Genomic DNA, 23,177 nt, shown 5'->3' on the forward strand with positions numbered 1-23,177 from the left:
CGGGTCGAGAGTCTTCCGCGGGACAATGGCCGGATTGCGCTCTCCCGATGCAGGGCATCAGCCTTTCAGCAGGTCACCGAGCAGCGGCGCCAGGTCGCCGCGTGGCGCGACGGCGACATGCTCCAGCCCCAGCCAGCGCGCCATGAGCGTGAGTTCCGCCGCCAGCGGCGCCACCACGGCCCCGGCCGCAGCCCCGGCCTCCAGATGGGCCGCCTGGACAACGAGGCAGCTGCGGCCGCGATCCGCCTTCAGGTCGACGCGGGCGGCGATCGTATCGCCGAGCAGGAAGGGCAGGACGTAGTAGCCGTGGGCGCGCCTGTCGGCGGGGGTGTAGATCTCGAGGCGGATGCGGGCGCCGAACAGCGCCTCGGTGCGCTCGCGCTGCCAGATGAGCGGATCGAAGGGGGCGAGCAGGGCGCAGGCCTCGACCCGGCGGGGCAAGCGGGCGTCCCTGGAGAGATAGGCGGGCTGGCGGAAGCCGGCGACGGTGACGGGCAGGAGGTCGCCGCTCTCGACGAGCTCGGCCACCGCCCGCCGGGTGTCGGCGAGGCCGAGGCGGTAATAGTCGCGCAGGCAGCGCTCGGTGGCGATGCCGAGGGCGGCGGAGGACAGGCGGACGAGTTCGCGCAGCGCCTCCGGCGCGGCCGGTGTCGGCGCCTCCAGCACCGTCCGCGGCAGCACCCGCTCGGTCAGGTCATAGACGCGTTCGAAGGCGCCGCGGCGGGTCGCGGTCGTCACGATGCCGGCCCAGAACAGCCACTCGACGGCGCGCTTGCCCTCCGACCAGCCCCACCAGCCGCCTGCGCCGCGGTGGCCGTGGGAAAGTTCCCCTGCCGCCTTCGGTCCCTCGGTCTCGATCTCGCGGCGCACCGCCTCGATCAGGTCGGTGCGCTCCCGGCCGAACTGCGCGAGACCGCCATAGATGCCCTCCCCGCGGCGGGCCCGCTCCATGCGCCAGCGGAACAGCGGCTGGAGCGCCACCGGCAGGTAGGAGGCCTCGTGGCCCCAATATTCGAACAGCACCCGCCGCCGCCCGGCATAGGCGAGCGCGTCGAGATCGGCCGTGTCATAGGGGCCGAGGCGGGAGAAGCCCGGCAGGGTGTGGGCGCGGGCCACCACATTGACCGAATCGATCTGGATGACGCCGAGGCTCTCGGCCATGCGCCTGAGGTGCCGGCGCCCGCCGGCATGGGCCGCGCGGCGCGACAGGCCGGCGAGGTCGAAGCCCTGGGCGGCGACGGCGATGCGGCGGGCCTGTTTCAGCGAGAGCGTGTCGGGGCGAGGCGGCATGGGATCACCGAGGGGGGCCAGAGCCGGCATAGGCCGGGGATAGACCGACGGCCACCCGAAAGCTGGCAGTATTTTTTCAAGGCCGCAAAGCCCCACCAGGACTGATCCGGGACGCCTGCGGGGCTGCCATGCTGACCGAATCCGGTGGCCGACTTGTCCCCGAACGGGCGGCGGAGGTTAATCTCGCCACCTGTCATCGAACCTGCCGAGGAGCCCGCCATGACCCCGAACCCGATCCTGACCCGCCGCCCCCTCGGCCGCACGGGCCTGTCCATCGCCCCGCTGGTCTTCGGAGGCAATGTCTTCGGCTGGACCGCCGACGAGGCGACCTCCTTTGCCCTCCTCGACCGCTTCGTCGATGCCGGCTTCGACGCGATCGACACGGCCGACGTCTATTCCTCCTGGGCGCCCGGCCATGTCGGCGGCGAGAGCGAGACCATCATCGGCAAATGGATGAAGGCCCGCGGCACCCGCGACAGGATCACGCTGATCACCAAGGTCGGCTCGCCCATGGGCGAGGGCAAGGAGGGCCTGTCGGCGCCCTACATCGCCGCGGCGGTGGAGGCCTCGCTGAAGCGGCTGCAGACCGACGTCATCGACCTCTACCTGTCGCATTTCCCCGATCCGAAGACGCCCTACGAGGAGACGCTGGGCGCCTTCGAGAGGCTGGTTGATGCCGGCAAGGTGCGGGCCATCGGCTGCTCCAACCTCGATGCCGCTCAGCTTGCGGCCTCGCTCGCCGCGGCGAAGGCTGGAGGACTGCCACGCTACGAGGTGCTGCAGCCCCTCTACAACCTGCACGACCGCACCGCCTTCGAGGGGCCGCTGGCTGACCTCTGCAGCGCCGAGGACATTGGCGTCATCACTTATTTCTCGCTGGCCAAGGGGTTCCTGTCGGGCAAGTACCGTTCGGAGGCGGATCTGGGGAAGAGCCCGCGCGGCGAGCGCAGCGTCAGGCCCTATCTCACCGAACGCGGCTTCCGCATCCTGAAGGTCCTGGACGACGTCGCCGGCGCCCGCGGCGCCAGACCGGCGGAGGTGGCCGTCGCCTGGCTGATGCGCAAGCCGGCGGTGACGGCACCGATCGCCAGCGCGACGACGCCGGAGCAGCTGGAGAGTCTGATCCGCGCGGCCTCCCTTGCCCTGGGTCCGGAGGACATGGCGCGGCTGGACGCGGCCGGCGCCTGATCGGCGGATGACGAGCAGGTCTCCATCAAGGTTGCCGCGGTGAACGTCAGCCATGGGGTGACGGTCACTGGCTGCAGCGACAGGCGCGCAACCCTCCCCTGGTCTCGGGACCAAAAACCGGAGGCCACCCGCGCCTTTTGTTTACCACAGCCACGGTTCACTCTGTTCCACCGTTTCCTTTAGGGGAATATTCAAGGCCATTCTTTAGCCATGGGGGTCCAATCCGGAACCATCGCGAGACCCCGTCATGATCGTTCACACCCTGCGCAAGCGCCTGGCAGCCTTCCTCGGCCGCGCGGGCAACGACACATCCGGCGTCGTCGCGGTGCTGTTCGCCATGTCCATCCTGCCGGTGATGATCGTCATCGGTGCTGGCATCGATTTCTCGCGGCTCTCGTCGGCCCGCACGGCGGCCCAGGCGGCGGCCGATGCCGCGGCTCTGGCGGCGGCGTCTTCGAAGCTGGAGGCCGAAGCCGGCCTGCAGCTGCTGGCTGAGGCTCAGGCCAATGCCAACCTGCGGGGTGGAAATGCGGAAGGCTCGCGCATCACCGAATTCCGCTATCTGCCGGACCAGCGCGAAGTGACCCTGAAGGTGGCGGGCACCATCAACACGACCTTCATGGCGCTCGCCGGCATCAGCCGTCTCGACTACCAGGCCGAGGCGAAAGCCATCCGCGGCCTCAACGGCACGACCGAACTCGTGCTCGTGCTGGACAACACCTGGTCGATGTCCGGCAACAAGCTGGTGTCGCTGAAACAGTCGGCCGAGGAACTTGTGAACACGTTGAAGCAGGACCCCAATGCCGATGTGAAGATCGGCGTCGTCCCTTATGCCGACTATGTCAATGTCGGCACGGCCAACCGCAATGCGAGCTGGCTGAACGTGCCGGCCGACTATGACGTCACCAGTCCACGCACCTGCGAGACCCGGACGACGCGTCGTATCTGTACCCGTGGTGCGGCGCGGACCTGCACCCGTGTCGTTGACGGCGTGTCGGAGACCTATGACTGTACGCCGCAGACCTGCCGGGACGAGACCGTGCCGCCCTATGAACAGTGCTCGGGCGGTGGCACGAGCCGCTTCCGCTGGTTCGGTTGCGTCGGCTCTCGCACTACCGGTCTGCTGCGCCAGAACGACACCCAGCCCTCGGAGCGCTATCCCGGCTACCTGGCGACCAGCCAGCTGTGCCTCAACCCGATCGTGCCGCTGACCTCGAACAAGGCTACCGTGCTCACCGCCATCCGCGACATGCGGGTCAATATCGGCGGCTATCGTCCCCTCACCTACATCCCCTCGGGGCTGATCTGGGGCCTCAACGTGCTGTCGCCCGGCGCGCCCTTCGCCGAAGGCGCCGCCTATGACCCGACCAACCGGCGCCCGCGCAAGGTCATGGTTTTGATGACGGACGGCGCCAACACGCTGCGCTTCAACCCCTCCGACGGTCGGCATCTCACGCCCAACGGCAACGCCACCAACCAGGCCAACCAGATCACCCAGACCTATACGGACATGAATGCGATCTGCACCTATGCCAAGCAGCAGAACATCGAGATCTTCACGGTGGCCTTTGACATCGGCAACGACGTGACCGCCCGCACGGCGATGCGCAACTGCGCCACCTCGACGGCCCACGCCTTCGATGCCACGGACCGCCAGTCGCTTTCCGACGTGTTCAGGAACATCGCCCTGTCGCTGCAGAACGTGCGCATCACGCGCTGAGGCGGGCCGGACGGCCCGGCGCCCGGCGCCACCGGACCATGCCCCCGGTGGTGGCGGCCTGCCCCCCCGGAGCGCATATGCAGCGCTTCGTCGGCCTCCCCGCGGAAGCGGCACGGCCGTGTCGCCCGTCCTCCGCGGGCCCGGCCCCACACCGCACCGCCGCGGCGTCCCTGCCGGCCGCACGCTTCAGCGACGCGCCGTCACGACGGCGGCGGGCTGGATTGACGATGGATGAGCGAGCGCAAGGCGAATGGTGCCCGGGGACGGAGTCGAACCGCCGACACTGCGATTTTCAGTCGCATGCTCTACCAACTGAGCTACCCGGGCGACCGCCGCCTGTGACCGTCTCGCGACGATCAGCAGCAGTGCGGGCCGGCTTATAGAGGCTCCCGCGGGGGCTGTCCACCCTCCCCCTGCCGGGTGATCCACAGGCCCGGCGCGGCGGCGGCGGGCGGCCGTTCCGGGGCACACGAAAAAGCCCCGACGGCGGGGCCGTCGGGGCAGGTGGAGGTCATGCGGCAGGCACGGCAAAGGGATGGGGTTCAGCGCAGGACGACCACACGGGTGCCGACGCGGACGCGGTCATAGAGGTCGATGACATCCTCGTTGAGCATGCGGATGCAGCCGGAGGAGACGGCCTGGCCGATCGTATGCGGCTCGTTGGAGCCGTGGATCCGGTAGAGCGAGGAGCCGAGATAGAGGGCGCGGGCGCCGAGCGGATTGTCCGGGCCGCCCGCCATGAAGCGCGGCAGGTCGGGGCGGCGGCGCAGCATCTGCACCGGCGGCCGCCAGTCCGGCCATTCCTGCTTGCGGGTGATGGTGGGGCTGCCGGCCCATTCGAAGCCGGGCCGGCCGACGCCGATGCCGTAGCGCAGGGCGCGGCCGTCGGCGAGGACGAGATAGAGGCGCCGCTCGGCGGTGTTCACCACCACGGTGCCGGGCGCATAGGGGCCGTCATAGGCGACGATCTCGCGCGGGATGGCGGGGGCACGGGCCGGGGCATGGGGCCGGGCGACGAGCGGTTCGCGCGTGTCGGGATCGAACATGATCGTCTGGACGAACGGATTGGCGGAGGCACCCGAGGCGGCGAGCGACAGGGCGGCGGCGAGGACGAGGCGGCGGTTCATGGCGGGCTCCGGGCAGGCGGACGGTGCGGTGGATCAGCGGCTGGTCTGGTCGAGGGCGACCAGGCGAACGGGGCGCCGGTGCTCGCCCTGCGGCGAGGTCTGGCAGGCGACCGGAATATGCGGCCAGGCGAAGCGGGCGCAGTCGCCGTCGAGGGGGGCGGCGCGGCGCGGGGCGGCGTCGAGGCGGTTGCGGAACTGGTCGAAGGCCTTGTGGGCGTGATCGATGTCGTCGGCCGTGTGGGACACGGCGAGGGCGGAGCTCGACACCGCGGCGCGGCCGTCGGGAGCGATCATCACGGCGAGGGCGAGGCCGAGAGCCGCCACACCGCCGAGAGCCAGCAACTGCGAAATCCGGTTCATGCGACAACCCCCATCATGGCCCTCCATGGGCCGGTCTCCCCTCTGTGTCGTGGCGGCGGCCGAAAAGGTTCATCGGCTCGGTGCGCCCGGCGTCATCGGGTTGCAGAGACCCTAGGGCTGCGGATTTTCGTGGCGGTGTCTCGCGGGGCGGGGTCGCGTTTCAATGTTGCACGGCCTGTTTCAAGCCTTGCGGGCGCGTGTCGGCATCCCGCGGCGAGTGTTGCGGGACGGGTGCCCTTTGTTTCCGCCGGCCGGGATTCAGCCCGTCTCGCCCTCGGGCATAAACATGTAGCCGGCGCCGCGCACGGTGCGGATATAGGCGGGCGCATCGGCGTCAGGCTCGATCTTGCGGCGGATGCGGGTGATGCGCACGTCAATGGCGCGGTCGAAGGCCTCGGGGTCGCGGGCGCCGGCGAGATCGAGCAGGCGGTCACGCGACAGCACCCGGCGCGGGTTCTCGGCAAAGGCCTTGAGCAGGCTGAACTCCGAGGTGGTCAGGGGATGATCGATCCCCATCTCGTCGCGCAGCACATGGGCGCCGAGGTCGAGGATCTTGGTACCGAAGCGCACGAGGTCGCGGGTGCCGCCCGCCCCCGCCGGCCGTGCCGGCGCCACGGCGCGGCGCAGCAGGGCACGGATCCGCGCCAGCAATTCGCGCAGCTCGCAGGGCTTGGCGAGATAGTCGTCGGCGCCGAGGTCGAGGCCGGCGATGCGATCGTCGGGGCTGGCGGTGGCGGTCAGCATGATCACCGGCACGGACAGCCGCTGCTTCAGGTCGCGCAGGATGGTGAGCCCGTCCTCCCCCGGCATGTTGAGGTCGAGCACGACGACGGCGGGCCGCTCCGCCTCGATCGCCTGGCGCAGGGCCGCGCCACCGTCGCAGAGCATCACCCGGAAGCCGTGCATCTTCAGGTAGTCGCCGACCATGTCGCGGGCGGCGGCCTCGTCGTCGACGACGATGACGAGTTGCCCGGCGATCATGACGGCCCCCGCTGCACCAGCGGCGGCAGGGTGAAGGCAAAGGTCGCACCCTTGCCCGGACCGTGGCCCGTCGCGGTGATATGGCCGCCATGCAGCTCGACGATGCGCCGGCAGATGAACAGGCCGAGGCCGGTCGAGCTCTCGCCCCCGGTCGGCTTGGCGGAGAGCCGCTGGAAGCGCCCGAACAGGCGCTGCTCGTCCTCCGCCGTCAGGCCCGGACCGGAATCGCTGACGGCGATACGGTGACCCGCCTCGCTGGAGGCCAGCGACACGCAGATCCGTCCGCCGGGCGGGGAATATTTCACCGCATTGGAGACGAGGTTGTCGATGGCTTCCCGCAGCCGGTCGGGATCGGCGCGGCCGGGCAGGACGTCCGGGCCGCTATAGACCAGCATCTGGCCCTTGCGTTCGGCCAGCGGCGCATTGGCGTCGATCACCGCGCCGACGATGGCGGCGGCGTCGATATCGGCGAGGCGCAGGACGATGTCCTCCGCATCCAGCATGGCATCGTTGATCAGATCATCGACCATCGAGGTCATGCGGGCGACGGAGGCGCGGATCTGCTCGATCTGGCTGCGGGCGCGGTCGATATTGGGCGGGTCGAGGCAGAGGAGCTCGTTCATCATCTCGGATCGGCCGAGAATGACGCCGAGCGGGTTCTTCAGGTCATGGGCGACGGTGCCGAGCACATCGGCCTTGTGGTCGTTGGTGCGCTTCAGGCGCTGCCACTGGGCCGTCAGGCGCTCGTTGGCGAGGGTGAGCTGACGGGTGCGGTCGGCGACGCGGCGCTCGAGGGTGGCATTGGCGGCCTGCAGCTGCTCGTAGAGGATGACATTGTCGAAGGCGGTGGAGAGGCGGCCGCAGAAGACGGCGACCAGGGTCTGGTCGGTCTCCGACAGGGGCCGGTCGGAGGTCAAGGCGACGACGACCTCGCGACCGCTGGCGGTCTCGATGTAGAGGGCGGTCTCGGTGGCCTCGAAAGCATGGCGGCGCCGCTCGAAAGCGCGCTGGACGAGCTGCTCCATGGCGGCGTCGAGAGGGCCATCGCCACCGGCCGCAAAGGGGGCATAGACGCCGGAGCCGGCCAGCACGGCGAAATGGGCGCGGCGCTCCTCGCGCAGGACCAGGAGGCCCTCGCAGGAGGCCTGGACGAGCCCGGCGATCTGGGTGAGGACGCCGGCGGCGAGCTTCCTCATGGATTTCAGATCGAAGAGCTCGGAGGCCGCCTCGACGACCAGTTCGAGGCCGCGCCGGGTCTCCACCAGGCGCATCAGCTGCTGATAGGAGCGGATGGCGGCGGTCAGCGAGGTGAAGAGCTTGTCGCCGGTCAGCTCGGTCTTCGCCTTGTAGTCGTTGATGTCGTAGTCGACGATCACCTGCCGCTCGGGCGCCTGGCCGGGCTGGCCGGTGCGCAGGATGATGCGCACCGTGTCGTTCTTCAGCTCCTTGCGGATATGTTCGACGAGGTCGAGACCCGCACCGTCGCTCTCCATGACGACGTCGAGCAGCACCACCGCCATGTCGGGATGGCGGGCGAGGAGCGCGCGGCCCTCGGCGGCCGAGAAGGCGGAATAGAGGTCGAGCCTGTGGCCGGCCAGCTGGTAGTCGGACAGCGCATATTTGGTGCCGGAATGGATCGCGGCGTCGTCGTCGATGATGGCAACCTTCCAGCGGCCCGCTTCGGTGACGGCGTCGCCGGGGCCATCGTCGAGGATCGCGACGAGATCGTCGTCGTCCTCGGGTCGCGGCGCATCCTGGTGCGGGTCGGACATCATGCGGGTTCCTGCCGGTCGCCGGGTTCCTGCGGCGCAGTCAGCGGCAGGACGATGCGGAAGCTGGTGCCGACGCCCGGCGTCGAGGCCAGCGAGATACGCCCGCCGAGGCGGCGTGTCACGATGTTGAAGACGATATTCAGGCCGAGCCCCGTGCCCCCCTGCCCGCGCCGCGTGGTGAAGAAGGGATCATAGGCCTGGCGCTGCACCTCGGCATTCATCCCCATCCCGTCGTCGCGGAAGGTCATGACGACCTGGTCGCCTTCCGGCACGGCCTCGATGACGAAGGTTCCGGCACGGCCGTCCGGAAAGGCATGGGTGAGCGCGTTGATGAACAGGTTGGTGACCACCTGTCCATAGGGACCGGGATAGCTGTCGAGGACGATGTCGGGCGGCACATGGACCTCGAGCTTCACCGCCGCACGCCGGAGCGTCGGCCTGAGGCTGGCGACGATCTGGTCGGTGGCCTCGGCCAGATTGAAATGGCGGCGGTCGGCATGGCTGCGGTCGACCGCCACCTGCTTGAAGGCCTGCACCATCTCGCCGGCACGCTGGAGATTGAGCGCGAGCTGGCTGGCGGCCTCGCGGCTGCCCTGGACGAATTCGGTCAGGCGCGAGCGCCGCAGCTCGCCGCGCTCCACATCGGCGGCGAATTCGTCGATGCGCCGCGACAGTGTCGAGGCGACGGTCAGCGAAATGCCGATGGGATTGTTCACCTCGTGGGCGACACCGGCGACGAGGCCGCCGAGGGCGGCGAGCTTCTCCGCCTCGATCAGGCTCTGCTGCGTCTCGCGCAGGTGGTCGAGTGCGGTTTCGGCACGGTCCTTGGCAGCGACGAGGTCCTGCTCGGCGCGCTGCTTCTCGATGGCGTTCTGGCGGAACACCTCCACCGCCCGCGCCATGCGGCCGATATCGTCCGTGGTGGTGAGGCCGGAGGGCGGGCGTTCGAGATCGCCGGCGACAATGGCGTTCATGCTGCCGGCGAGGTCGTCCAGCGGCACGCGGATGGACCTGGCTATGAGCGTCCAGATGATGGCGGCGATGACGAGGAAGATGCCGGCAATGCCGGCGGCCTGGACGAAGACGATGCGCAGCGTCTGGTCGAGCCGCTGCTGCGCCGCATCCTCCTTGGCGCGCACGCGATCGGCCACCTCCTGGATCACCGTCGCCATCACCGCCTGGTTGCCGTCGATCTCGACCTGGAGCAGGCGGTTCTGCATGCCGAGAACCTGGATCATCCGGCCGAATCCGGCCCGCAGCGCATTGGTGCGCTGGGCGAGCGTCGTCAGCGCGGCGCGCTGGAAATCGGTCTCGGCAAGATCGACCATGACCGGTGCCGTCTGCTGGATCACCTCGATCGACCGCGAGGCGTCACGCTGCGCCTGGACGGACTGGGTCAGGTAATAGTCGTTGATGGCGACGAGGAAGACGGAGAAGGCCTCGCGCGATTTGCCGAGCGAGGGCCCGACCAGGGCGGCCCGGTCGGCCATGGCCGTCTCGACCACGGCATAGAGCTGCGAGAGTTCGCTGGCCGGCTTGCGGATCTCGTTCTCGTAGATGGAGGAAATCGTCTCGCGCACGCTGCGCAACTCGTCGAAGCCCAGCATGAATCGCTCGGTGACGCTGGTGACCGAGCGGGCCGGATTCTGCAGCGCGAGGTCGATCTCCTGCTCGATGGCAAGCTTTGCCAGGAGCGCCCTGCGGCGCTGCTCGATCTCGTTCAGCACCGTCTCGTTGGGCAGGGCGAAATAGCGGTGGATGAGGGTCTGCAGACGCCCCGCATCATTCTCGATGGCGGCCAGCAGGCGGTCGATGCGGCGCGCCTCCTGCAGGTCTCCCCAGGCCGAGCGGATGGCCCTTGCGCCGGAGGCGATCAGCAGCATGAGGAGGGTGATGAAGGCGAGGTTGAGGATGACGACGGTGACAATGCGCCAGCGCACCGGGATGCGCCGCAACTGCTCGGAGGCCCGGTCGAGGCGGCCGCGGATCGTCCGCAGCGCCGGCCGGACCATCACCCGTCGTGCGGTCGTCGCATCCATCAGCGGGCCTGGCGGATGCGCGCCACCAGCGCGGCGAGCGGCGGATCGGCGGAAAAGCGTTGGACGATGGGCCGCACCGCCTGCTCGAAGCTGTCGCGGTCCTCCAGGGTGACCACGGTGACCCCCGCCGCCTCGGCCTGGCGACGCGAGGTCTGTTCGAGCTTCAGCCATTGTTCGCGCATGGCGCGGGCCGAGGCGCGGGCGGCGGCGCGGAAGATGTCGCGGTCGGCCGCGGAGAGTTCGTCCCAGGCCTTGCGCGAAACCACCAGGACCTCCGGGCTCATCGTATGTTCGGTGAGCGTGATGTGGCGTGCCGCCCGGTAATGGTCGGTGGTGACATAGGACGGCCAGTTGTTCTCGGCGCCCTGGATGAGACCCGTGACGAGGCTGACGCTGACCTGGCCATAGGGCAGGGCCACCGGCTCGGCACCGAGGGCCCGCATCATCTCGACCATCATGTCGGACTGCTGCACCCGGATGCGCAGGCCCTTGAGGTCCTCGACCCTGCGGATCGGCCTGACGGAATTATAGATCGACCGGGCACCGGAATCGTAGAAGGCAAGGCCGATCAGGCCGTAGCGTTCGAATCCGGCGAGGATGTCGTCGCCAACCGGGCCGTCAAGGACCCGGTGCAGGTGTTCGACAGAGCTGAACAGGAAGGGCAAGGCGAGGATATTGGCCTCGGGGATGAAGCTCGCCAGCGGCGCGACATTGGTGCGGTTGATGTCGATGGCGCCGATGCGCGTCTGCTCGATCGTCTCCTTCTCCTCACCGAGCTGCCGGGAATGGAAGATGCGCAGACGGTGTCGGCCGCCGGTGCGCTCGGCGATGAGCGCGCCCATCAGCTCGAGGGCCTTCACCGTCGGGTAGTCGGCGGGCTGGGTGTCGGCGACGCGAAACTCACGCGCCGCGAGGTCGCCGGCAGGCCACAGCGCCAGAAGGCAGGCCAGCGCGAGTGCCGCCGCCCTTCCTGTCGCGATGGCGAACATCCCGCCCATGCCGAGCCCTTGCGCGTTGCGGGCGCCGCCGGGGGCTCCCTCCGGAAAATCATGCCACAGATCACCGCCCCTTCGCCATCGCCGGTCGGGACGAGGCGCGGCGGCATGCGGGCATGGTGAAGACGACGGCATTGTTTCTTTTGCGTGTCGCAGCGAGCCCAGGTTGTCGCCGCCGGGAAGGTGCGGGCGACATCGCGCCGAAACCGCCCCGGCCGATCATCGCTGCGATCGAGGGTGCGGCCGGCAGCGGCTGCGCCCGCTCCGCCGTGAGCGGCAGCAGGAGATTGCGCATGACACAGCTCCGGACACTTGCCGTCGTCATCGCCCTGGCGGCAGGACTTCACAGCGGGGGCGCGGCCCTCGCCCAGGAGGATATCGGGATCCCGGAATGTGACCGCTTCATCACCAGCTACGAGGTCTGCGTCACCACCAAGGTTCCGGCAACCCATCGGGTCACCTTCGCCCAGCAGGTGGCGCAGTTGCGCACGACCTGGCGCTCGCTCGCCCAGGACCCGCAGACCCGCCAGCAGCTGGAAGCGATCTGCCGCACCCAGGGCGAGCAGATGCGCCGTGGCCTCGAACCCTTCGGCTGCGCCTTCTAGCGTGAACAGGCAGCCAGCAGCTGCTGGCGAATCTCGGCGATGCCGTCGAGCTGGTAGGTGCCCTCGAAGCGCCAGCGCCGGGAGCCCTCGAGGCGGATGGCCAGGGTACCGGTCGCCGGCAGGCGCGCGAGGAACTCGCGCACGTCCCCGGGGAACAGCGCCTCGTGCAGGTTGCGGGTCCCCTGCCAGATGTCGCTCGGCGCGAGGCGATCATTGATACGCATCGTGGCGAAGACCGTCGCCGAGGCCATGACGGGGCCGTCGCGGCCGACGGACATGGCGACACGGTCGTTGCGACAGGTGATGCGCAGGATGATGCTCTCCTCGCCCCAGGGCTCCAGCGGCCGCTGGTCGGCGACGATGACGCGGCCGGACGGGCCGGTGGACGTGGTGACCTGCCAGCGGCCGAGGGTGACGGTGCCCTGGGCGGCTGGAGCCGCCAGGCCGGCGGCGAGCCCGTCGAAACAGGCGAGCCGTTCCGCCTCCTTGGCGATCGCGCCGCAGCGCCTGACGGCGTCCGGCAGGGCGGCATCGTTTGCGCTGGCGGCGGGTGACAGGATGAGGCCGGCAAGAAGGGCCGTCAGGACCGCAATGGCTTTCATGAACCAGAACGTAGTGTCGCCGGGGGGCGAGACAACCCGCCAGGAGGTCGCAGGACGCGATGAGACCGGGTCCTGGACAGCCCGCAGGCCAGACTTGCAGGATCGCGAGGGCCAGCGGCCGCCGACGGGCCCATATCGACAGGCTGACACTGCCCGGGAGACGAAGACGATGGCCGATCTGTTCCGTGACGACACAGCCGCCGGGCGGTTCGAACTCGATGTCGACGGCCGCCAGGCCTTCGCCCTCTACCGCCGCGATGGCGACCGCCTCGTGATCGACCATGTGGAGGCGGAGCCCGCCCTTCGCGGCACCGGCGCGGCAGGGCGGCTGATGGAGCAGGTGGTGGCGGCAGCGCGGGCGGAGAACCGCACCATCGTGCCGCGCTGCGGCTATGCGGCGAGCTGGCTCCGGCGTCACCAGCGCTGACCAGCGGACCCAGGCGCGGCTCAGCCCGCCATTTTTCCCGGATTCATGATGCCCCGGGGGTCGATGGCCTGTTTCAGCGACGCCATCAGCGCCAGGGCGGCGTCGCCATGCTCGGCGGCGAGATATTGCATCTTGCCCTGGCCGACCCCGTGCTCGCCCGTGCAGGTGCCCTCCATGGCCAGGGCCCGCTCGACGATGCGGCCCATGAAGGCCTTGCAGGCGGCGACACTGGCCGGATCGCTCTCGTCCATCAGCGGCAGGACGTGGAAATTGCCGTCGCCGACATGGCCGACGATGGGGGCGATAAGGCCGCTTGCCTCGATGTCCCTCTTGGTGGCGTCGATGCACTCGGCGAGGCGCGAGATCGGCACGCAGACATCGGAGGACTGGCCCTTCCAGCCCGGCCGGAGCGCCATCGCCGCCCAGTAGGCGTCGTGGCGGGCCTGCCACAGCCGCGTGCGGTCTTCGGCCCGCGCCGCCCACTGGAAATCGCCGGCGCCATAGTCGTCGGCGATGGCGCGGAAGCGCTCGACCTGTTCGGCGACACCGGCCTCGGTGCCGTGGAATTCCAGCAGCAGCAGCGGCTTCTCGGGCAGGGAAAGCTTCGAATAGGCGTTGACGGCGCCGACCTGCACCTCGTCGAGGAGCTCGATCCGGGCCATGGGAATGCCGGTCTGGATGGCGACGATGGTGGCGTCGGCCGCGTCCTTCACCGTCGGGAAGGAGCAGGTGGCCGCCGAGATCGCCTCGGGGATGCCGTGCAGTTTCAGGGTGACCTTGGTGATCACCCCGAGCGTGCCCTCGGAGCCGACGAAGAGGCGGGTGAGATCATAGCCGGCGGAGGTCTTGCGGGCGCGGCGCGCGGTGTCGATCACCTCGCCGTTCGGCAGCACCACCTCGAGGGCGATGACATTGTCCTTCATCGTGCCGTAGCGCACCGCATTGGTGCCGGAGGCGCGGGTCGCCGTCATGCCGCCGATGGAGGCGTCGGCGCCGGGGTCGATGGGGAAGAACAGGCCCATGTCGCGGAGATATTCGTTGAGCTGCTTGCGGGTGACGCCGGGCTCGACCACCACATCGAGATCCTCGGCATGGACGGCGATGATCCGCTTCATCAGCGAGGTGTCGAGGGAGATGCCGCCGAAGGGCGCGTTGACATGGCCTTCCAGCGAGGAACCCGTGCCGAAGGGAATGACCGGCACGTCATGGGCGGCGGCGATCCTCATCACCGCGACGCAGTCCTCGGTGGTCTCGGCGAAGACGACGACGTCCGGCGGCTGGTTCTCGATCCAGGTGAGGGTATGGGCGTGCTGCTGGCGCACCGCCTGCGACGTGACAGCCCGGTTGCCGAAGCGGGCCTGCAGTTCGGCGACCACGGCGGCGACGGTCTCCGGGCTCGGGCGGGTACGGGTGGGCATGATGTGGATCCCTGGTCACTCCGGCGGCGGAGCGTGAGGGACATTAGGGGCTGGCGCGGCCAAGGCAAAGTGTGGGACGGCCCCCCTTGCGACAATGCTTCCCGGACGCGTTCATGCGTCAGGGGCGCATCCCCTCCCCCGGCCGGGCGATTGCCCGGGCCGGCCGGCTTCGGCTAAGCGGGAGTCATGACCCAGTTCGACCTCTGCCCCGACACGGGCCTTGCGATCACCCCGCGGATGGCCGTCCGCCCGGAGATGATCGACTACAACGGCCACGTGAACGTCGCCTTCTACGTCAAGCTCTTCGACGAGGGGCTGGACATGCTGTTCGAGCGGATCGGCCTGTCCGAAAGCTATGTACGCACGCGCAACATGAGCTTCTTCGCCATGGAGCTGCATGTGCGCTACCTGCGCGAGGTGCAGCTGACAGACCCCGTCCAGGTTCGCATCCGCATCCTCGATGTCGACGCCAAGCGGATCCACTACTGGATGGAGCTGATCCATGCCGAGGAGCGCTGGCTGTCGGCGACGATGGAATCGATCTCGATCCACATCGACATGGCGACGCGCAAGCCGGCCCCCTTCCCGGACGACATCATGGCAAGGCTCGAGGCCTGGCATCGGGACAGCCAGGGCCGGGAGCGGCCGGAAGGCGTCGGTCAGGTGATCGGCATCCGGCGCAAGCCGACGTGACGACGGCGCGGCGCCCTCAGCGGGCGAAGGGCAGGGTGTAGGCGCCGCCGAGCGTCGTCAGGATGCCGGCGCGCCGCACTTCGTCGGCCGAGACGACGGTCTGGGCTTCTCGCGCCATGCGCTCGGCGCGGCGGCGACGATAGGCGTTCAGGTAGCGCGCGACAGTGGCGAAGACCATGGTGCCCTCCACGGGGCGTCGGGGACGGCGGCGACGGCCGGTCCGGCAGCGGCAGGACCGGCCTCGTCGTGCTCGGGGCTGGCGACCCTCAGCCGGTCGCCATCATGCTTCGGGTGCGACGGACCATCTGGTCGCGGGTCAGGCCGTGGCCGGCGAGTTCCTCGTCCGACAGATGGGCCAGATAGCCGTTGACATAGGTGGCGGCGCGCAGTTCCTGGGCCTCGACGACGGCGTCGTAGAGGGAACCCCAGAAGCCGCGCTTGCCCGTGGCCTTCTCGGCCGGGGCGGCGGACGTGATCTTGTCGAGTGCAATGGTAGCCATGGTGGTCTCTCCTCTGAAAGAGCGGACGACCTCGAGGCTTCCTCCCTTTACACGTCCCCATTTTGTTGCAGTGCAGCGATTTTTCAAGATGGTGCAATGCACAATCAGCCTTGCATTCCGCGCATGGCTTGTGAAAACGAACTGTTAACGATCTGGATTCGCAAGATTATTTCACAAGCTCGAACCATTCGTCCTCGGTCATGACGGTGACCCCCAGGTCGCGCGCCTTGTCGAGCTTGGAGCCCGCGCCGGGGCCTGCGACGACATAGTCCGTCTTCTTCGACACCGAGCCGGCGACCTTGGCACCAAGTCGCTCGGCCATGGCCTTGGCCTCGTCGCGGGTCATCTTCTCCAGGGCGCCGGTGAAGACCACGGTCTTGCCGGCGACGGGGGTGTCGGCCTTGGGCCTCTCGGCCGCCTCCACCGTCAGTTGGGCGACCAGGCGCTCGACCATGGCGCGGTTGCGCGGCTCGGCGAAGAAGGCCGCCAAGGCATCGATCACCGCATCGCCGATCTGGTCGAGGGAATCGAGTTCGGCGCGGGTCTCGGCATCGCCCTCGGCGAGGCGCACCGCCGCGTCGTGGAAGGCCTGCCAGGTGCCGTAGGCGCGGGCGAGGACACGCGCCGTCGTCTCGCCGACATGGCGGATGCCCAAGGCCGCGATCAGGCGGTCGAGGGCCACCGTGCGGCTCGCCTCGATGGCGTCGAACAGGTTCTTCGCCGAGAGGGCGCCGAAGCCCTCCTTGTCCTTCAGCTTCTTCAGGTTCTCGCCGTCGCGCCGCGCCAGGGTGAAGATGTCGGCCGGCTCGCGGATGGGCAGGTCGGGGTCGGCGAAGAAGAAGGGCAGCCGCTCGGCACCGAGGCCTTCGATGTCGAAGACGCGGCGGGAGACGACATGGCGCAGTCGCTCCACCGCCTGTGCCGAACAGGCGAAGCCGCCGGTGCAGCGGCGGACGGCCTCCCCCGCCTCGCGGATGGCCGGGCTGCCGCAGGCCGGGCAGGTGGTGGGGAAGGCATAGGGTTTCGCATCCTCCGGCCGCTTGTCGATGACCACGTCCAGCACCTGCGGGATGACATCGCCGGCGCGCTGGACGATGACCGTATCGCCGACGCGGATGTCGTGCTCGCGGAAGCGCCCGCCGTCGGTGCCGACGCCCTTGATGTAGTCCTCGTTGTGCAGCGTGGCGTTGGAGACGACGACGCCGCCCACCGTCACCGGGCGCAGCTTGGCCACGGGCGTCAGCGCGCCGGTGCGGCCGACCTGGATATCGATCGCCTCGAGGATGGTCGTCGCCTTCTCGGCGGCGAATTTGTGGGCGACGGCCCAGCGCGGCGAGCGCGAGACGAAGCCGAGGCGGGCCTGCAGGTCGAGGCTGTCGACCTTGTAGACGACGCCGTCGATGTCATAGCCGAGGGTGGCGCGCTTCTCCTCGATCAGCCGGTAATGGGCGAGGAGCGCCTCGGCGCTGTCGCAGACCACGGTGAGCGGATTGGTGGGGAAGCCGAGGGCGCGGAACCAGGCGACCATGCCGGACTGGGTGTCGCGGGGACGGGCCGGGCTGATCTCCCCCCAGGCATAGGCGAAGAAGCGCAGCGGCCGCTGGCGCGTGATCTCGGGGTCGAGCTGGCGCAGGGACCCGGCGGCGGCATTGCGCGGATTGGCGAAGGGCGGCAACCCCCGCTCCGCCTGGCGTGCATTGATGGCGCGGAAGTCGGCGTGGCTGAGATAGACCTCGCCGCGCACCTCCAGCACCTCGGGAGCCCCTTCCAGGACCTGCGGGATCTCGTGGATGGTGCGGATATTGGCGGTGACGTCCTCGCCGACCGCGCCGTCGCCGCGCGTCGCCGCGACGGCGAGCCTGCCCGCGACATAGCGCAGCGAGCAGGACAGGCCGTCGATCTTCGGCTCGGCGGTCATGGCCACGGGCGCATCGGCGTCAAGGCCGAGGAAGCGGCGCACGCGGCCGACGAAGTCGGCGACCTCGGCGTCGGCGAAGGCGTTGGACAGCGACAGCATGGGAACGGCATGGGTGACCTTGCCGAATTTGCCGGCCGGCGCCGCGCCGACCCTCTCGGACAGGCTGTCGGCGGTCTTCAGGGTGGGAAAGGTGGCCTCCAGCGCCTCGTAGCGGCGGCGGAGATCGTCATAGTCGGCGTCCGTCAAGGTCGGCGCGTCATCCTGGTAGTACTGGCGGTCGGCCTCGGCGATGGCCTCGGCGAGACGCTCGTGTTCGAGCCGGGCCGCGTCGGCTGTGAGATTCGCAACGGGAGTGGCGGAGACGGGGGATCGCGACATGACGAACTCGGCGGAATCGGCGGAAGCGCCTGCCCGTCATGCCCGCTGGCGAAGCGGACATCCAGCGTGATCGGGCGCTGCCGGGAACGATAGAGCCCGGGGGCCTCAGGGCAAGTCCGGGATTGGCAGCAGCTCAGTCGACGATGCCGAGCCTGATGCCCTGGACCGCCGCCCGGCGGATCACGGCCTCGTGGGAGGGCCACCACATCGCGACGATGCCGATGATGCCGCGGCGGGCCAGCGCCGCCGGGGTCGCGGTCCATTCCTCCGCGAGTTCGCGCAGGCCGGAGCGCGGGTCGCGCCGCCAGGGCGGGTCATAGGTGATGGCGCCGTCGACGCCGATCTCGCTGAAGAAGGCGCGGGTCTCGGCCAGGAGCGCGCGCTCCTCCCCGCCACCGAACAAGCCGCCAAAGGCGCCAGGCGCGATGCCGCCATGGAAGATGAGCAGGCTCTCCGGCGCCACCGCCTTGGTGCGGGCGGCGGGGAAGAGAAAATTGGCGCAGGAGGAGATGCAGTGGTCCTTGACCACGAGCAGCAGGCCATGGGCGCGCAGGGCGCGGGCAAGGCGCAGCGCCGCCCGGACCTCGCCGCCGTCTGACGTGACGACCATGGCGGTGAGGCCACGGCCGGCGAGGAGGGTTTCGGCCCGGCCGGCGGTGGCGGCGTCGATGTCGCCGGTGAAACAGAGGGTCGAGCCGGCGACGCGGATGTCGGAGACGGCGGCGCAGGCGGCAAGGGCCTCCGTCACGGTGGCGGGCTGGGCGCGGGCGGGGCTGGCCGCGAGAAGCCCCAGCAGTGCCAGCCCGACCGCAGGGATCAGGGTGAGCGGCAAGGCAAGCGCGCGGGCAGCACCGAAACTGGTCATGCGAGCGACATCACGCGCCAAAGCCGGCAATCCGATGACGGCTCATCCGACGGTGAGCAGCTTCTCGGCGGCGGCGCGGGCCTCGTCGGTGATGGTCTCGCCGGCCAGCATGCGGGCCAGTTCCTCGCGGCGCAGCTCGAAGCCGAGCGGCCTGACGCGGGTGGCGACGCGCTGGCCCATGGTCTCCTTGGCGATGAGATAGTGGCGCGTCGCCTTGGCCGCGACCTGCGGGGCATGGGTGACCGAAAGCACCTGGAACTTGCCGCCGAGGCGGGCGAGGCGCTGGCCGATGGCATCGGCCACCGCACCGCCGACACCGGTGTCGATCTCGTCGAAGACCAGGGTCGGCGCCGAGCCCTGATCGGCGAGCACCACCTTGAGCGCCAGCATGAAGCGCGAGAGTTCGCCGCCCGAGGCGACCTTCATCATCGGCCCGGGCCGGGTGCCGGGATTGGTCTGGACCCAGAATTCCAGCCGGTCGATGCCCTCGGCGCCGGATCCGTCGGCGGCATGTTCGGTCATGAAGCGGGCGCGGTCGAGCTTCAGCGGCCCGAGTTCGGCATTGACGGCGGCATCGAGCCGCGCCGCCGCGGCCTTGCGCTTGGCGGAGAGGGCGGCCGCGGCCTTGCCATAGGCGGCCTCGGCGGCGCCGGCGGCCTTGTCCAGCGCCACCAGCCGGTCCTCGCCGGCATCCAGCGCCGCGACATCGGCGAGGTAGCGGGCGGCGAGATCGGCGAGCCCCTCGACCGGGACGGCATATTTGCGCGAGGCGGCGCGCAGCGCGAAGAGCCGCTCCTCGATGCGCTCGAGTTCGCGCGGGTCGAACTCGGCGGCACGCTGGGCGGCCTCGACCGCGGCCCTTGCATCCTCGATCCGGTCGAGCGCCTCGCCGAAGGCCCGGACGATGGGCTCGACCAGGGCCGGCGCCTGGCCGGCGCGGCGCTCCAGCCGGCGCCAGGCGGCGGCCAGCGAGGGGACGGCGGAAGCCGGTCCGGCCAGCACGTCCATGGCCTCGGAGAGGTCCGAGGCGATCTTCTCGGAGGCCATCATCTCCTGCCGGCGGGCGGCGAGGTCGGCCTCCTCGCCCGGTGCGGGCTTCAGCCGGGACAGTTCCTCCACCGCCAGGCGCAGGAAATCGCCGTCGGCGCGGGCCTTGGCGAGGCGGGCCTGCGCCTCGTCAACCGCCTTGCGGGCGTCTCGCCAGCCCTTCCAGGCGGCGCGCACCGCCTCCACAGCCCCGGCGAGGCCACCGAAAGCATCGACCACACCGCGATGGCTCTCGGCCTCGATCAGCGCCCGGTCGGCATGCTGGCCGTGGATCTCCACCAGCGCCCCGCCGATGGCGCGCAGCACCTGGACGCTGACGGCCTGGTCGTTGACGAAGGCGCGGGTGCGGCCGTCGGCGAGCTGGACGCGCCGGAGGATCATGTCGCCTTCGGTGTCGATATCGGCCTCGGCGGCGATGCGGCGGGCGGGATGGGCGAGCGGCACGTCGAACACCGCCGTCACCTGGCCCTGGTCCTGGCCGTGGCGGACGAGGGCGGCGTCACCGCGGGCGCCCAGCGCCAGGGAGGTGGCGTCGAGGAGAATGGACTTGCCGGCGCCGGTCTCGCCGGTGAGCACGGAGAGACCCTCGGCGAAGGTCAGATCGAGCCGGTCGATCAGGACGATGTCGCGGATCGAAAGCTGGACGAGCATGGGCGGTTCGCGAGCTCCCGGCAGCGACGTGGCGCGGGACCGAGAGATTCGGCCGGTCCCGCGCCCCCAAGGGCTTAACGCGAACGGAGACGGAACGGAAGGGTCAGCCGGTGATGCGGCGGAAGGCGCGGCTGATCCACGAGCCGGTATCCTCGCGCGGGGTCAGGCCCTGGCCCTGGATCAGCGTGTAGCTGTCGCGGTACCACTGGCTGTCCGGGAAGTTGTGGCCGAGAACGGCGGCCGCGGTCTGCGCCTCGTTGACGATGCCGAGCGCCATGTAGCACTCGACGAGGCGGGCGAGGGCCTCCTCGACATGGCGGGTCGTCTGGAACTGCGAAATGACCGTGCGGTAGCGGTTGATGGCCCCGGCGAACTGGCGGCGGTCGAGGTAATATTTGGCGACCGACATCTCGCGGCCGGCGAGCTGGTCACGGGCGACCTCGACCTTGCGGCGGGCGGCGATGGCATATTCCGACTGCGGCCACTTGCGCGTGACCTCCTCGAGAACGACGAGGGCGCGCTCGGTGCGGGTCTGGTCGCGCTGGACGTCGGGGATCTGGTCATACTGGGCGGCGCCCATCAGGTACTGGGCATAGGCGGCGTCGCTCGAACCGGGATGCAGCTGGAGATAGCGGCGCGCCTGGTTGATCGTTTCCTCGTAGTCCTGCGCCTCGTAATAGGAATAGGCGGCCATGACGAGCGCCCGCTTGGCCCATTCCGTATAGGGATGGGTGCGGTCGATCTCCATGAACTTGAGCGCGGCACGCCGCCAGTCGCGGCGGTTCTGCAGGGCGATGCCCTCGTTGTAGAGCTTCTCGGCCGGTTCGTCGGGCAGGTTGGCCGAATCGGTGTTGCCGCCGAACAGATTGCCGAAGGACGGGGCGTTGGCGCAGGCGCCGAGCGGAAGGGAGACCGCCAGGACCGCTGCCAGGATCACCGCGCGCGACGAGGCGCTGCGGGCCGGACGCTCCGAAAGGGGCTGAGAAGGCTGCCCATCCACGGGATGCTTCTGCACGGTCACGACCTTCCCACTCGACGTTATGACTCGGGCCCCGGGGCCCGGGACGGCTCATAACCGAATTTGCACGGTGGGGCTATCACCCCGTCGCCACGTTCTGAAGCGGAGTTGAGGCCCAATTGGGGCAAGGCGTCAGTTGGCGTCCGGCCCATAGGCGGCGACCGCGACGCCGAGATCGGCGTGACCGCGCTCGCGCCGGGGCGCCTGGTCGACGATCGCATAGGCGCTCGGATCGGCGAAGAGCGCTTCCAGCAACTTGACGTTCATGCGGTGGCCGCCGCGATAGGAGCGGAAGCGGCCGATCAGCGGCGCACCGGCGAGCGACAGGTCGCCCACCGCATCAAGAAGCTTGTGCCGGACGAATTCGTCGCGGAAGCGCAGGCCCTCGGGATTGAGGATCCGGTCGTCACCGACGACCACGGTGTTCTCGAGCGAGGCGCCGAGCGCCCTGTTGACGGCCCAGAGCTTGCTGACATCCTGCATGAAGCCGAAGGTGCGGGCGCGGGCGATGTCGCGGCGGAAGGCGGCAGGCTCGAGGTCCATGCCGAAGACCTGGCGGCCGATCATGGCATTGTCGAAATCGATCTCGACCTCGAGGCGCAGCCCGCGCTCGTAAGGATGGAGCTCGACGACGCCACGCTCGGTCTCGACCACGACGGATTTGAGGACCTTCACCATGCGGCGGGGCGCATCCAGCGCCGCAATGCCGACCTGGTCGATAGCGGCGACGAAGGGCGCGGCCGAACCGTCGAGGATCGGCATTTCGGGGCCGTCAACCTCGACGAGGCAATTGTCGATGCCGAGGCCGGCGAGAGCGGCCATCAGATGCTCGACGGTGGCGACGCCGCCGCGCTCGGTCTTGCCGATGACGGTGGACAGGTCGGCCGAGGAAACGTTGCGGAAGACGGCGGCGATTTCGGCATGGTCCTGGTCGGACCGGAGGAAGGAGATGCCCGCACCGGCCTCGGCGGGATGCAGTGTCACGGAGACGGCAGCGCCGGAATGGACGCCGATTCCGTCGAGCTGGATCGCGTCGCGTAGCGTCGTCTGCCTGGCAGTCTTCATCATCGACCGTCTCTGCCACCCGGCAACAAGATCGGGAGATCTCGTCGGAGCGGGATGGCTCCATTCATGACCTGACGCGGCCGTACCGGATCTTGGCGCGCGATCCGGGCTTTGAATGCCGCGAAGCAAGTCGCCGCACCGATTCACCCAACCTCGTCGTGCCGGGACCATAGACAGGCCCTCGCAGGGGGCCAAGTCACGGTTTGTGTCCGACTGTTACCAGAATTCCGACGCATTCTCGCAACGGTGTTAACACCATAAAAACCACGCGTTAACAAAAACTTACCCGGGTGGATCACACCCGGGTAAGTTGATTGCCTGCAAGATTTGGTAACAATTCGGCCCCCGGGCCGAGCGGCCTCAGTTGGCCTGCCGGCGCAGGAAGGCCGGAATGTCCAGATGGTCGTCGTCGACGCGCTGCTGCGGCGCTGCGGGACGGCCGTGGATATCGAGGCCGGTGGGCTCGCGCCGCATCTGCGGGGCGGGCGCGGCCGGCATGCGCGGCGCCTGGGCGAGCG

General features: G+C 69.5%; 21 protein-coding genes and 1 tRNA gene. 5 read left to right on the forward strand and 17 right to left on the reverse strand.

The genetic code is table 11. The features are described 5' to 3' along the window. Nucleotides 1–57 precede the first annotated feature (57 nt). Nucleotides 58–1,290 carry a crosslink repair DNA glycosylase YcaQ family protein gene (locus Q0C57_RS19155; RefSeq protein WP_296578945.1) on the reverse strand — a complete coding sequence of 411 codons (1,233 nt, stop codon included), beginning with the start codon at nt 1,288–1,290 and terminating at the stop codon, nt 58–60. A gap of 237 nt (nt 1,291–1,527) precedes the next feature. Between Q0C57_RS19155 and Q0C57_RS19160 the strand changes: the two genes are divergently transcribed. Next, a complete protein-coding gene (locus tag Q0C57_RS19160) occupies nt 1,528–2,478 on the forward strand; it encodes an aldo/keto reductase (protein WP_296579004.1) in 951 nt (316 codons plus the stop codon). Nucleotides 2,479–2,725: 247 nt separating this feature from the next. Next, nucleotides 2,726–4,198, forward strand: a complete 1,473-nt coding sequence (locus tag Q0C57_RS19165) for a pilus assembly protein TadG-related protein (RefSeq protein ID WP_296578947.1) — start codon at nt 2,726–2,728, stop codon at nt 4,196–4,198. A gap of 251 nt (nt 4,199–4,449) precedes the next feature. Here the strand turns inward: Q0C57_RS19165 and Q0C57_RS19170 are convergent. From Q0C57_RS19170 to Q0C57_RS19200, 7 genes are all read right to left on the reverse strand, one after another. Continuing rightward, a tRNA-Phe gene (locus tag Q0C57_RS19170) sits at nt 4,450–4,525 on the reverse strand. A 215-nt stretch (nt 4,526–4,740) separates the two neighbouring features. Continuing rightward, the gene (locus Q0C57_RS19175) at nt 4,741–5,325 is read right to left on the reverse strand and encodes a L,D-transpeptidase (protein WP_296578949.1); all 585 of its coding nucleotides are present in this window, start codon (nt 5,323–5,325) and stop codon (nt 4,741–4,743) included. Nucleotides 5,326–5,358: 33 nt separating this feature from the next. After that, nucleotides 5,359–5,685, reverse strand: coding sequence for a hypothetical protein (locus Q0C57_RS19180; RefSeq protein ID WP_296578952.1), 327 nt, complete (start codon nt 5,683–5,685; stop codon nt 5,359–5,361). Between the two features lie 258 nt (nt 5,686–5,943). Continuing rightward, entirely contained in the window at nt 5,944–6,666 is a 723-nt protein-coding gene (locus Q0C57_RS19185) for a response regulator (protein ID WP_296578957.1), read from the reverse strand. Beyond that, on the reverse strand, nt 6,663–8,441 hold the full coding sequence (locus tag Q0C57_RS19190; RefSeq protein WP_296578960.1) for a DUF3369 domain-containing protein: 1,779 nt from the start codon (nt 8,439–8,441) through the stop codon (nt 6,663–6,665). Before Q0C57_RS19190 ends, Q0C57_RS19185 begins: the two co-directional genes overlap by 4 nt. Beyond that, nucleotides 8,438–10,477, reverse strand: a complete 2,040-nt coding sequence (locus Q0C57_RS19195) for a HAMP domain-containing sensor histidine kinase (protein WP_296578963.1) — start codon at nt 10,475–10,477, stop codon at nt 8,438–8,440. Before Q0C57_RS19195 ends, Q0C57_RS19190 begins: the two co-directional genes overlap by 4 nt. Further along, nucleotides 10,477–11,475 (reverse strand): TRAP transporter substrate-binding protein, encoded by a 999-nt coding sequence (locus Q0C57_RS19200; RefSeq protein WP_296578965.1) that lies wholly within the window; start codon nt 11,473–11,475, stop codon nt 10,477–10,479. Before Q0C57_RS19200 ends, Q0C57_RS19195 begins: the two co-directional genes overlap by 1 nt. A 290-nt stretch (nt 11,476–11,765) precedes the next feature. On the opposite strand from Q0C57_RS19200, the gene Q0C57_RS19205 reads away from it, so the two are divergent. Continuing rightward, entirely contained in the window at nt 11,766–12,077 is a 312-nt protein-coding gene (locus Q0C57_RS19205; protein ID WP_296578968.1) for a hypothetical protein, read from the forward strand. Here the strand turns inward: Q0C57_RS19205 and Q0C57_RS19210 are convergent. Beyond that, entirely contained in the window at nt 12,074–12,679 is a 606-nt protein-coding gene (locus Q0C57_RS19210; protein WP_296578972.1) for a hypothetical protein, read from the reverse strand. The genes Q0C57_RS19205 and Q0C57_RS19210 overlap by 4 nt on opposite strands. A gap of 169 nt (nt 12,680–12,848) precedes the next feature. On the opposite strand from Q0C57_RS19210, the gene Q0C57_RS19215 reads away from it, so the two are divergent. After that, on the forward strand, nt 12,849–13,106 hold the full coding sequence (locus Q0C57_RS19215) for a GNAT family N-acetyltransferase (protein WP_296578974.1): 258 nt from the start codon (nt 12,849–12,851) through the stop codon (nt 13,104–13,106). Nucleotides 13,107–13,126: 20 nt separating this feature from the next. Here Q0C57_RS19215 and Q0C57_RS19220 read toward each other — a convergent pair whose 3' ends face one another. Then, nucleotides 13,127–14,524 carry an FAD-linked oxidase C-terminal domain-containing protein gene (locus Q0C57_RS19220; RefSeq protein ID WP_296578977.1) on the reverse strand — a complete coding sequence of 466 codons (1,398 nt, stop codon included), beginning with the start codon at nt 14,522–14,524 and terminating at the stop codon, nt 13,127–13,129. Nucleotides 14,525–14,710: 186 nt separating this feature from the next. Between Q0C57_RS19220 and Q0C57_RS19225 the strand changes: the two genes are divergently transcribed. Continuing rightward, a complete protein-coding gene (locus Q0C57_RS19225; protein ID WP_296578980.1) occupies nt 14,711–15,217 on the forward strand; it encodes a thioesterase family protein in 507 nt (168 codons plus the stop codon). A gap of 16 nt (nt 15,218–15,233) precedes the next feature. Here Q0C57_RS19225 and Q0C57_RS19230 read toward each other — a convergent pair whose 3' ends face one another. From Q0C57_RS19230 to lpxC, 7 genes are all read right to left on the reverse strand, one after another. Continuing rightward, nucleotides 15,234–15,395 carry a hypothetical protein gene (locus Q0C57_RS19230; RefSeq protein ID WP_296578983.1) on the reverse strand — a complete coding sequence of 54 codons (162 nt, stop codon included), beginning with the start codon at nt 15,393–15,395 and terminating at the stop codon, nt 15,234–15,236. Nucleotides 15,396–15,483: 88 nt separating this feature from the next. Beyond that, on the reverse strand, nt 15,484–15,717 hold the full coding sequence (locus Q0C57_RS19235) for a hypothetical protein (RefSeq protein ID WP_296578986.1): 234 nt from the start codon (nt 15,715–15,717) through the stop codon (nt 15,484–15,486). Nucleotides 15,718–15,883: 166 nt separating this feature from the next. After that, nucleotides 15,884–18,013, reverse strand: a complete 2,130-nt coding sequence (gene ligA, locus Q0C57_RS19240; RefSeq protein WP_296578988.1) for an NAD-dependent DNA ligase LigA — start codon at nt 18,011–18,013, stop codon at nt 15,884–15,886. 133 nt (nt 18,014–18,146) lie between these two features. Further along, on the reverse strand, nt 18,147–18,878 hold the full coding sequence (locus Q0C57_RS19245; protein WP_296578991.1) for a hypothetical protein: 732 nt from the start codon (nt 18,876–18,878) through the stop codon (nt 18,147–18,149). Between the two features lie 42 nt (nt 18,879–18,920). Continuing rightward, nucleotides 18,921–20,576: a DNA repair protein RecN gene (gene recN, locus Q0C57_RS19250; protein WP_296578993.1), complete on the reverse strand. Its 1,656-nt coding sequence runs from the start codon at nt 20,574–20,576 to the stop codon at nt 18,921–18,923. Nucleotides 20,577–20,679: 103 nt separating this feature from the next. Further along, on the reverse strand, nt 20,680–21,591 hold the full coding sequence (locus Q0C57_RS19255) for an outer membrane protein assembly factor BamD (protein ID WP_296578996.1): 912 nt from the start codon (nt 21,589–21,591) through the stop codon (nt 20,680–20,682). A 135-nt stretch (nt 21,592–21,726) separates the two neighbouring features. After that, nucleotides 21,727–22,659: a UDP-3-O-acyl-N-acetylglucosamine deacetylase gene (gene lpxC / locus Q0C57_RS19260; protein ID WP_296579006.1), complete on the reverse strand. Its 933-nt coding sequence runs from the start codon at nt 22,657–22,659 to the stop codon at nt 21,727–21,729. Nucleotides 22,660–23,177: the final 518 nt, after the last annotated feature.

Source organism: Phreatobacter sp. (assembly GCF_022843985.1).
Taxonomy (GTDB): Bacteria; Pseudomonadota; Alphaproteobacteria; order Rhizobiales; family Phreatobacteraceae; genus Phreatobacter.

What these genes read in the sequence shown, in the direction of transcription:
- Q0C57_RS19155 (WP_296578945.1), bottom strand. Translation starts at nt 1,290, where the DNA reads ATGCCGCCTCGCCCCGACACGCTCTCGCTGAAACAGGCCCGCCGCATC.
- Q0C57_RS19165 (WP_296578947.1), top strand. Translation starts at nt 2,726, where the DNA reads ATGATCGTTCACACCCTGCGCAAGCGCCTGGCAGCCTTCCTCGGCCGC.
- Q0C57_RS19175 (WP_296578949.1), bottom strand. Translation starts at nt 5,325, where the DNA reads ATGAACCGCCGCCTCGTCCTCGCCGCCGCCCTGTCGCTCGCCGCCTCG.
- Q0C57_RS19180 (WP_296578952.1), bottom strand. Translation starts at nt 5,685, where the DNA reads ATGAACCGGATTTCGCAGTTGCTGGCTCTCGGCGGTGTGGCGGCTCTC.
- Q0C57_RS19185 (WP_296578957.1), bottom strand. Translation starts at nt 6,666, where the DNA reads ATGATCGCCGGGCAACTCGTCATCGTCGTCGACGACGAGGCCGCCGCC.
- Q0C57_RS19190 (WP_296578960.1), bottom strand. Translation starts at nt 8,441, where the DNA reads ATGATGTCCGACCCGCACCAGGATGCGCCGCGACCCGAGGACGACGAC.
- Q0C57_RS19195 (WP_296578963.1), bottom strand. Translation starts at nt 10,477, where the DNA reads ATGGATGCGACGACCGCACGACGGGTGATGGTCCGGCCGGCGCTGCGG.
- Q0C57_RS19200 (WP_296578965.1), bottom strand. Translation starts at nt 11,475, where the DNA reads ATGGGCGGGATGTTCGCCATCGCGACAGGAAGGGCGGCGGCACTCGCG.
- Q0C57_RS19205 (WP_296578968.1), top strand. Translation starts at nt 11,766, where the DNA reads ATGACACAGCTCCGGACACTTGCCGTCGTCATCGCCCTGGCGGCAGGA.
- Q0C57_RS19210 (WP_296578972.1), bottom strand. Translation starts at nt 12,679, where the DNA reads ATGAAAGCCATTGCGGTCCTGACGGCCCTTCTTGCCGGCCTCATCCTG.
- Q0C57_RS19215 (WP_296578974.1), top strand. Translation starts at nt 12,849, where the DNA reads ATGGCCGATCTGTTCCGTGACGACACAGCCGCCGGGCGGTTCGAACTC.
- Q0C57_RS19220 (WP_296578977.1), bottom strand. Translation starts at nt 14,524, where the DNA reads ATGCCCACCCGTACCCGCCCGAGCCCGGAGACCGTCGCCGCCGTGGTC.
- Q0C57_RS19225 (WP_296578980.1), top strand. Translation starts at nt 14,711, where the DNA reads ATGACCCAGTTCGACCTCTGCCCCGACACGGGCCTTGCGATCACCCCG.
- Q0C57_RS19230 (WP_296578983.1), bottom strand. Translation starts at nt 15,395, where the DNA reads ATGGTCTTCGCCACTGTCGCGCGCTACCTGAACGCCTATCGTCGCCGC.
- Q0C57_RS19235 (WP_296578986.1), bottom strand. Translation starts at nt 15,717, where the DNA reads ATGGCTACCATTGCACTCGACAAGATCACGTCCGCCGCCCCGGCCGAG.
- ligA (WP_296578988.1), bottom strand. Translation starts at nt 18,013, where the DNA reads ATGTCGCGATCCCCCGTCTCCGCCACTCCCGTTGCGAATCTCACAGCC.
- Q0C57_RS19245 (WP_296578991.1), bottom strand. Translation starts at nt 18,878, where the DNA reads ATGACCAGTTTCGGTGCTGCCCGCGCGCTTGCCTTGCCGCTCACCCTG.
- recN (WP_296578993.1), bottom strand. Translation starts at nt 20,576, where the DNA reads ATGCTCGTCCAGCTTTCGATCCGCGACATCGTCCTGATCGACCGGCTC.
- lpxC (WP_296579006.1), bottom strand. Translation starts at nt 22,659, where the DNA reads ATGAAGACTGCCAGGCAGACGACGCTACGCGACGCGATCCAGCTCGAC.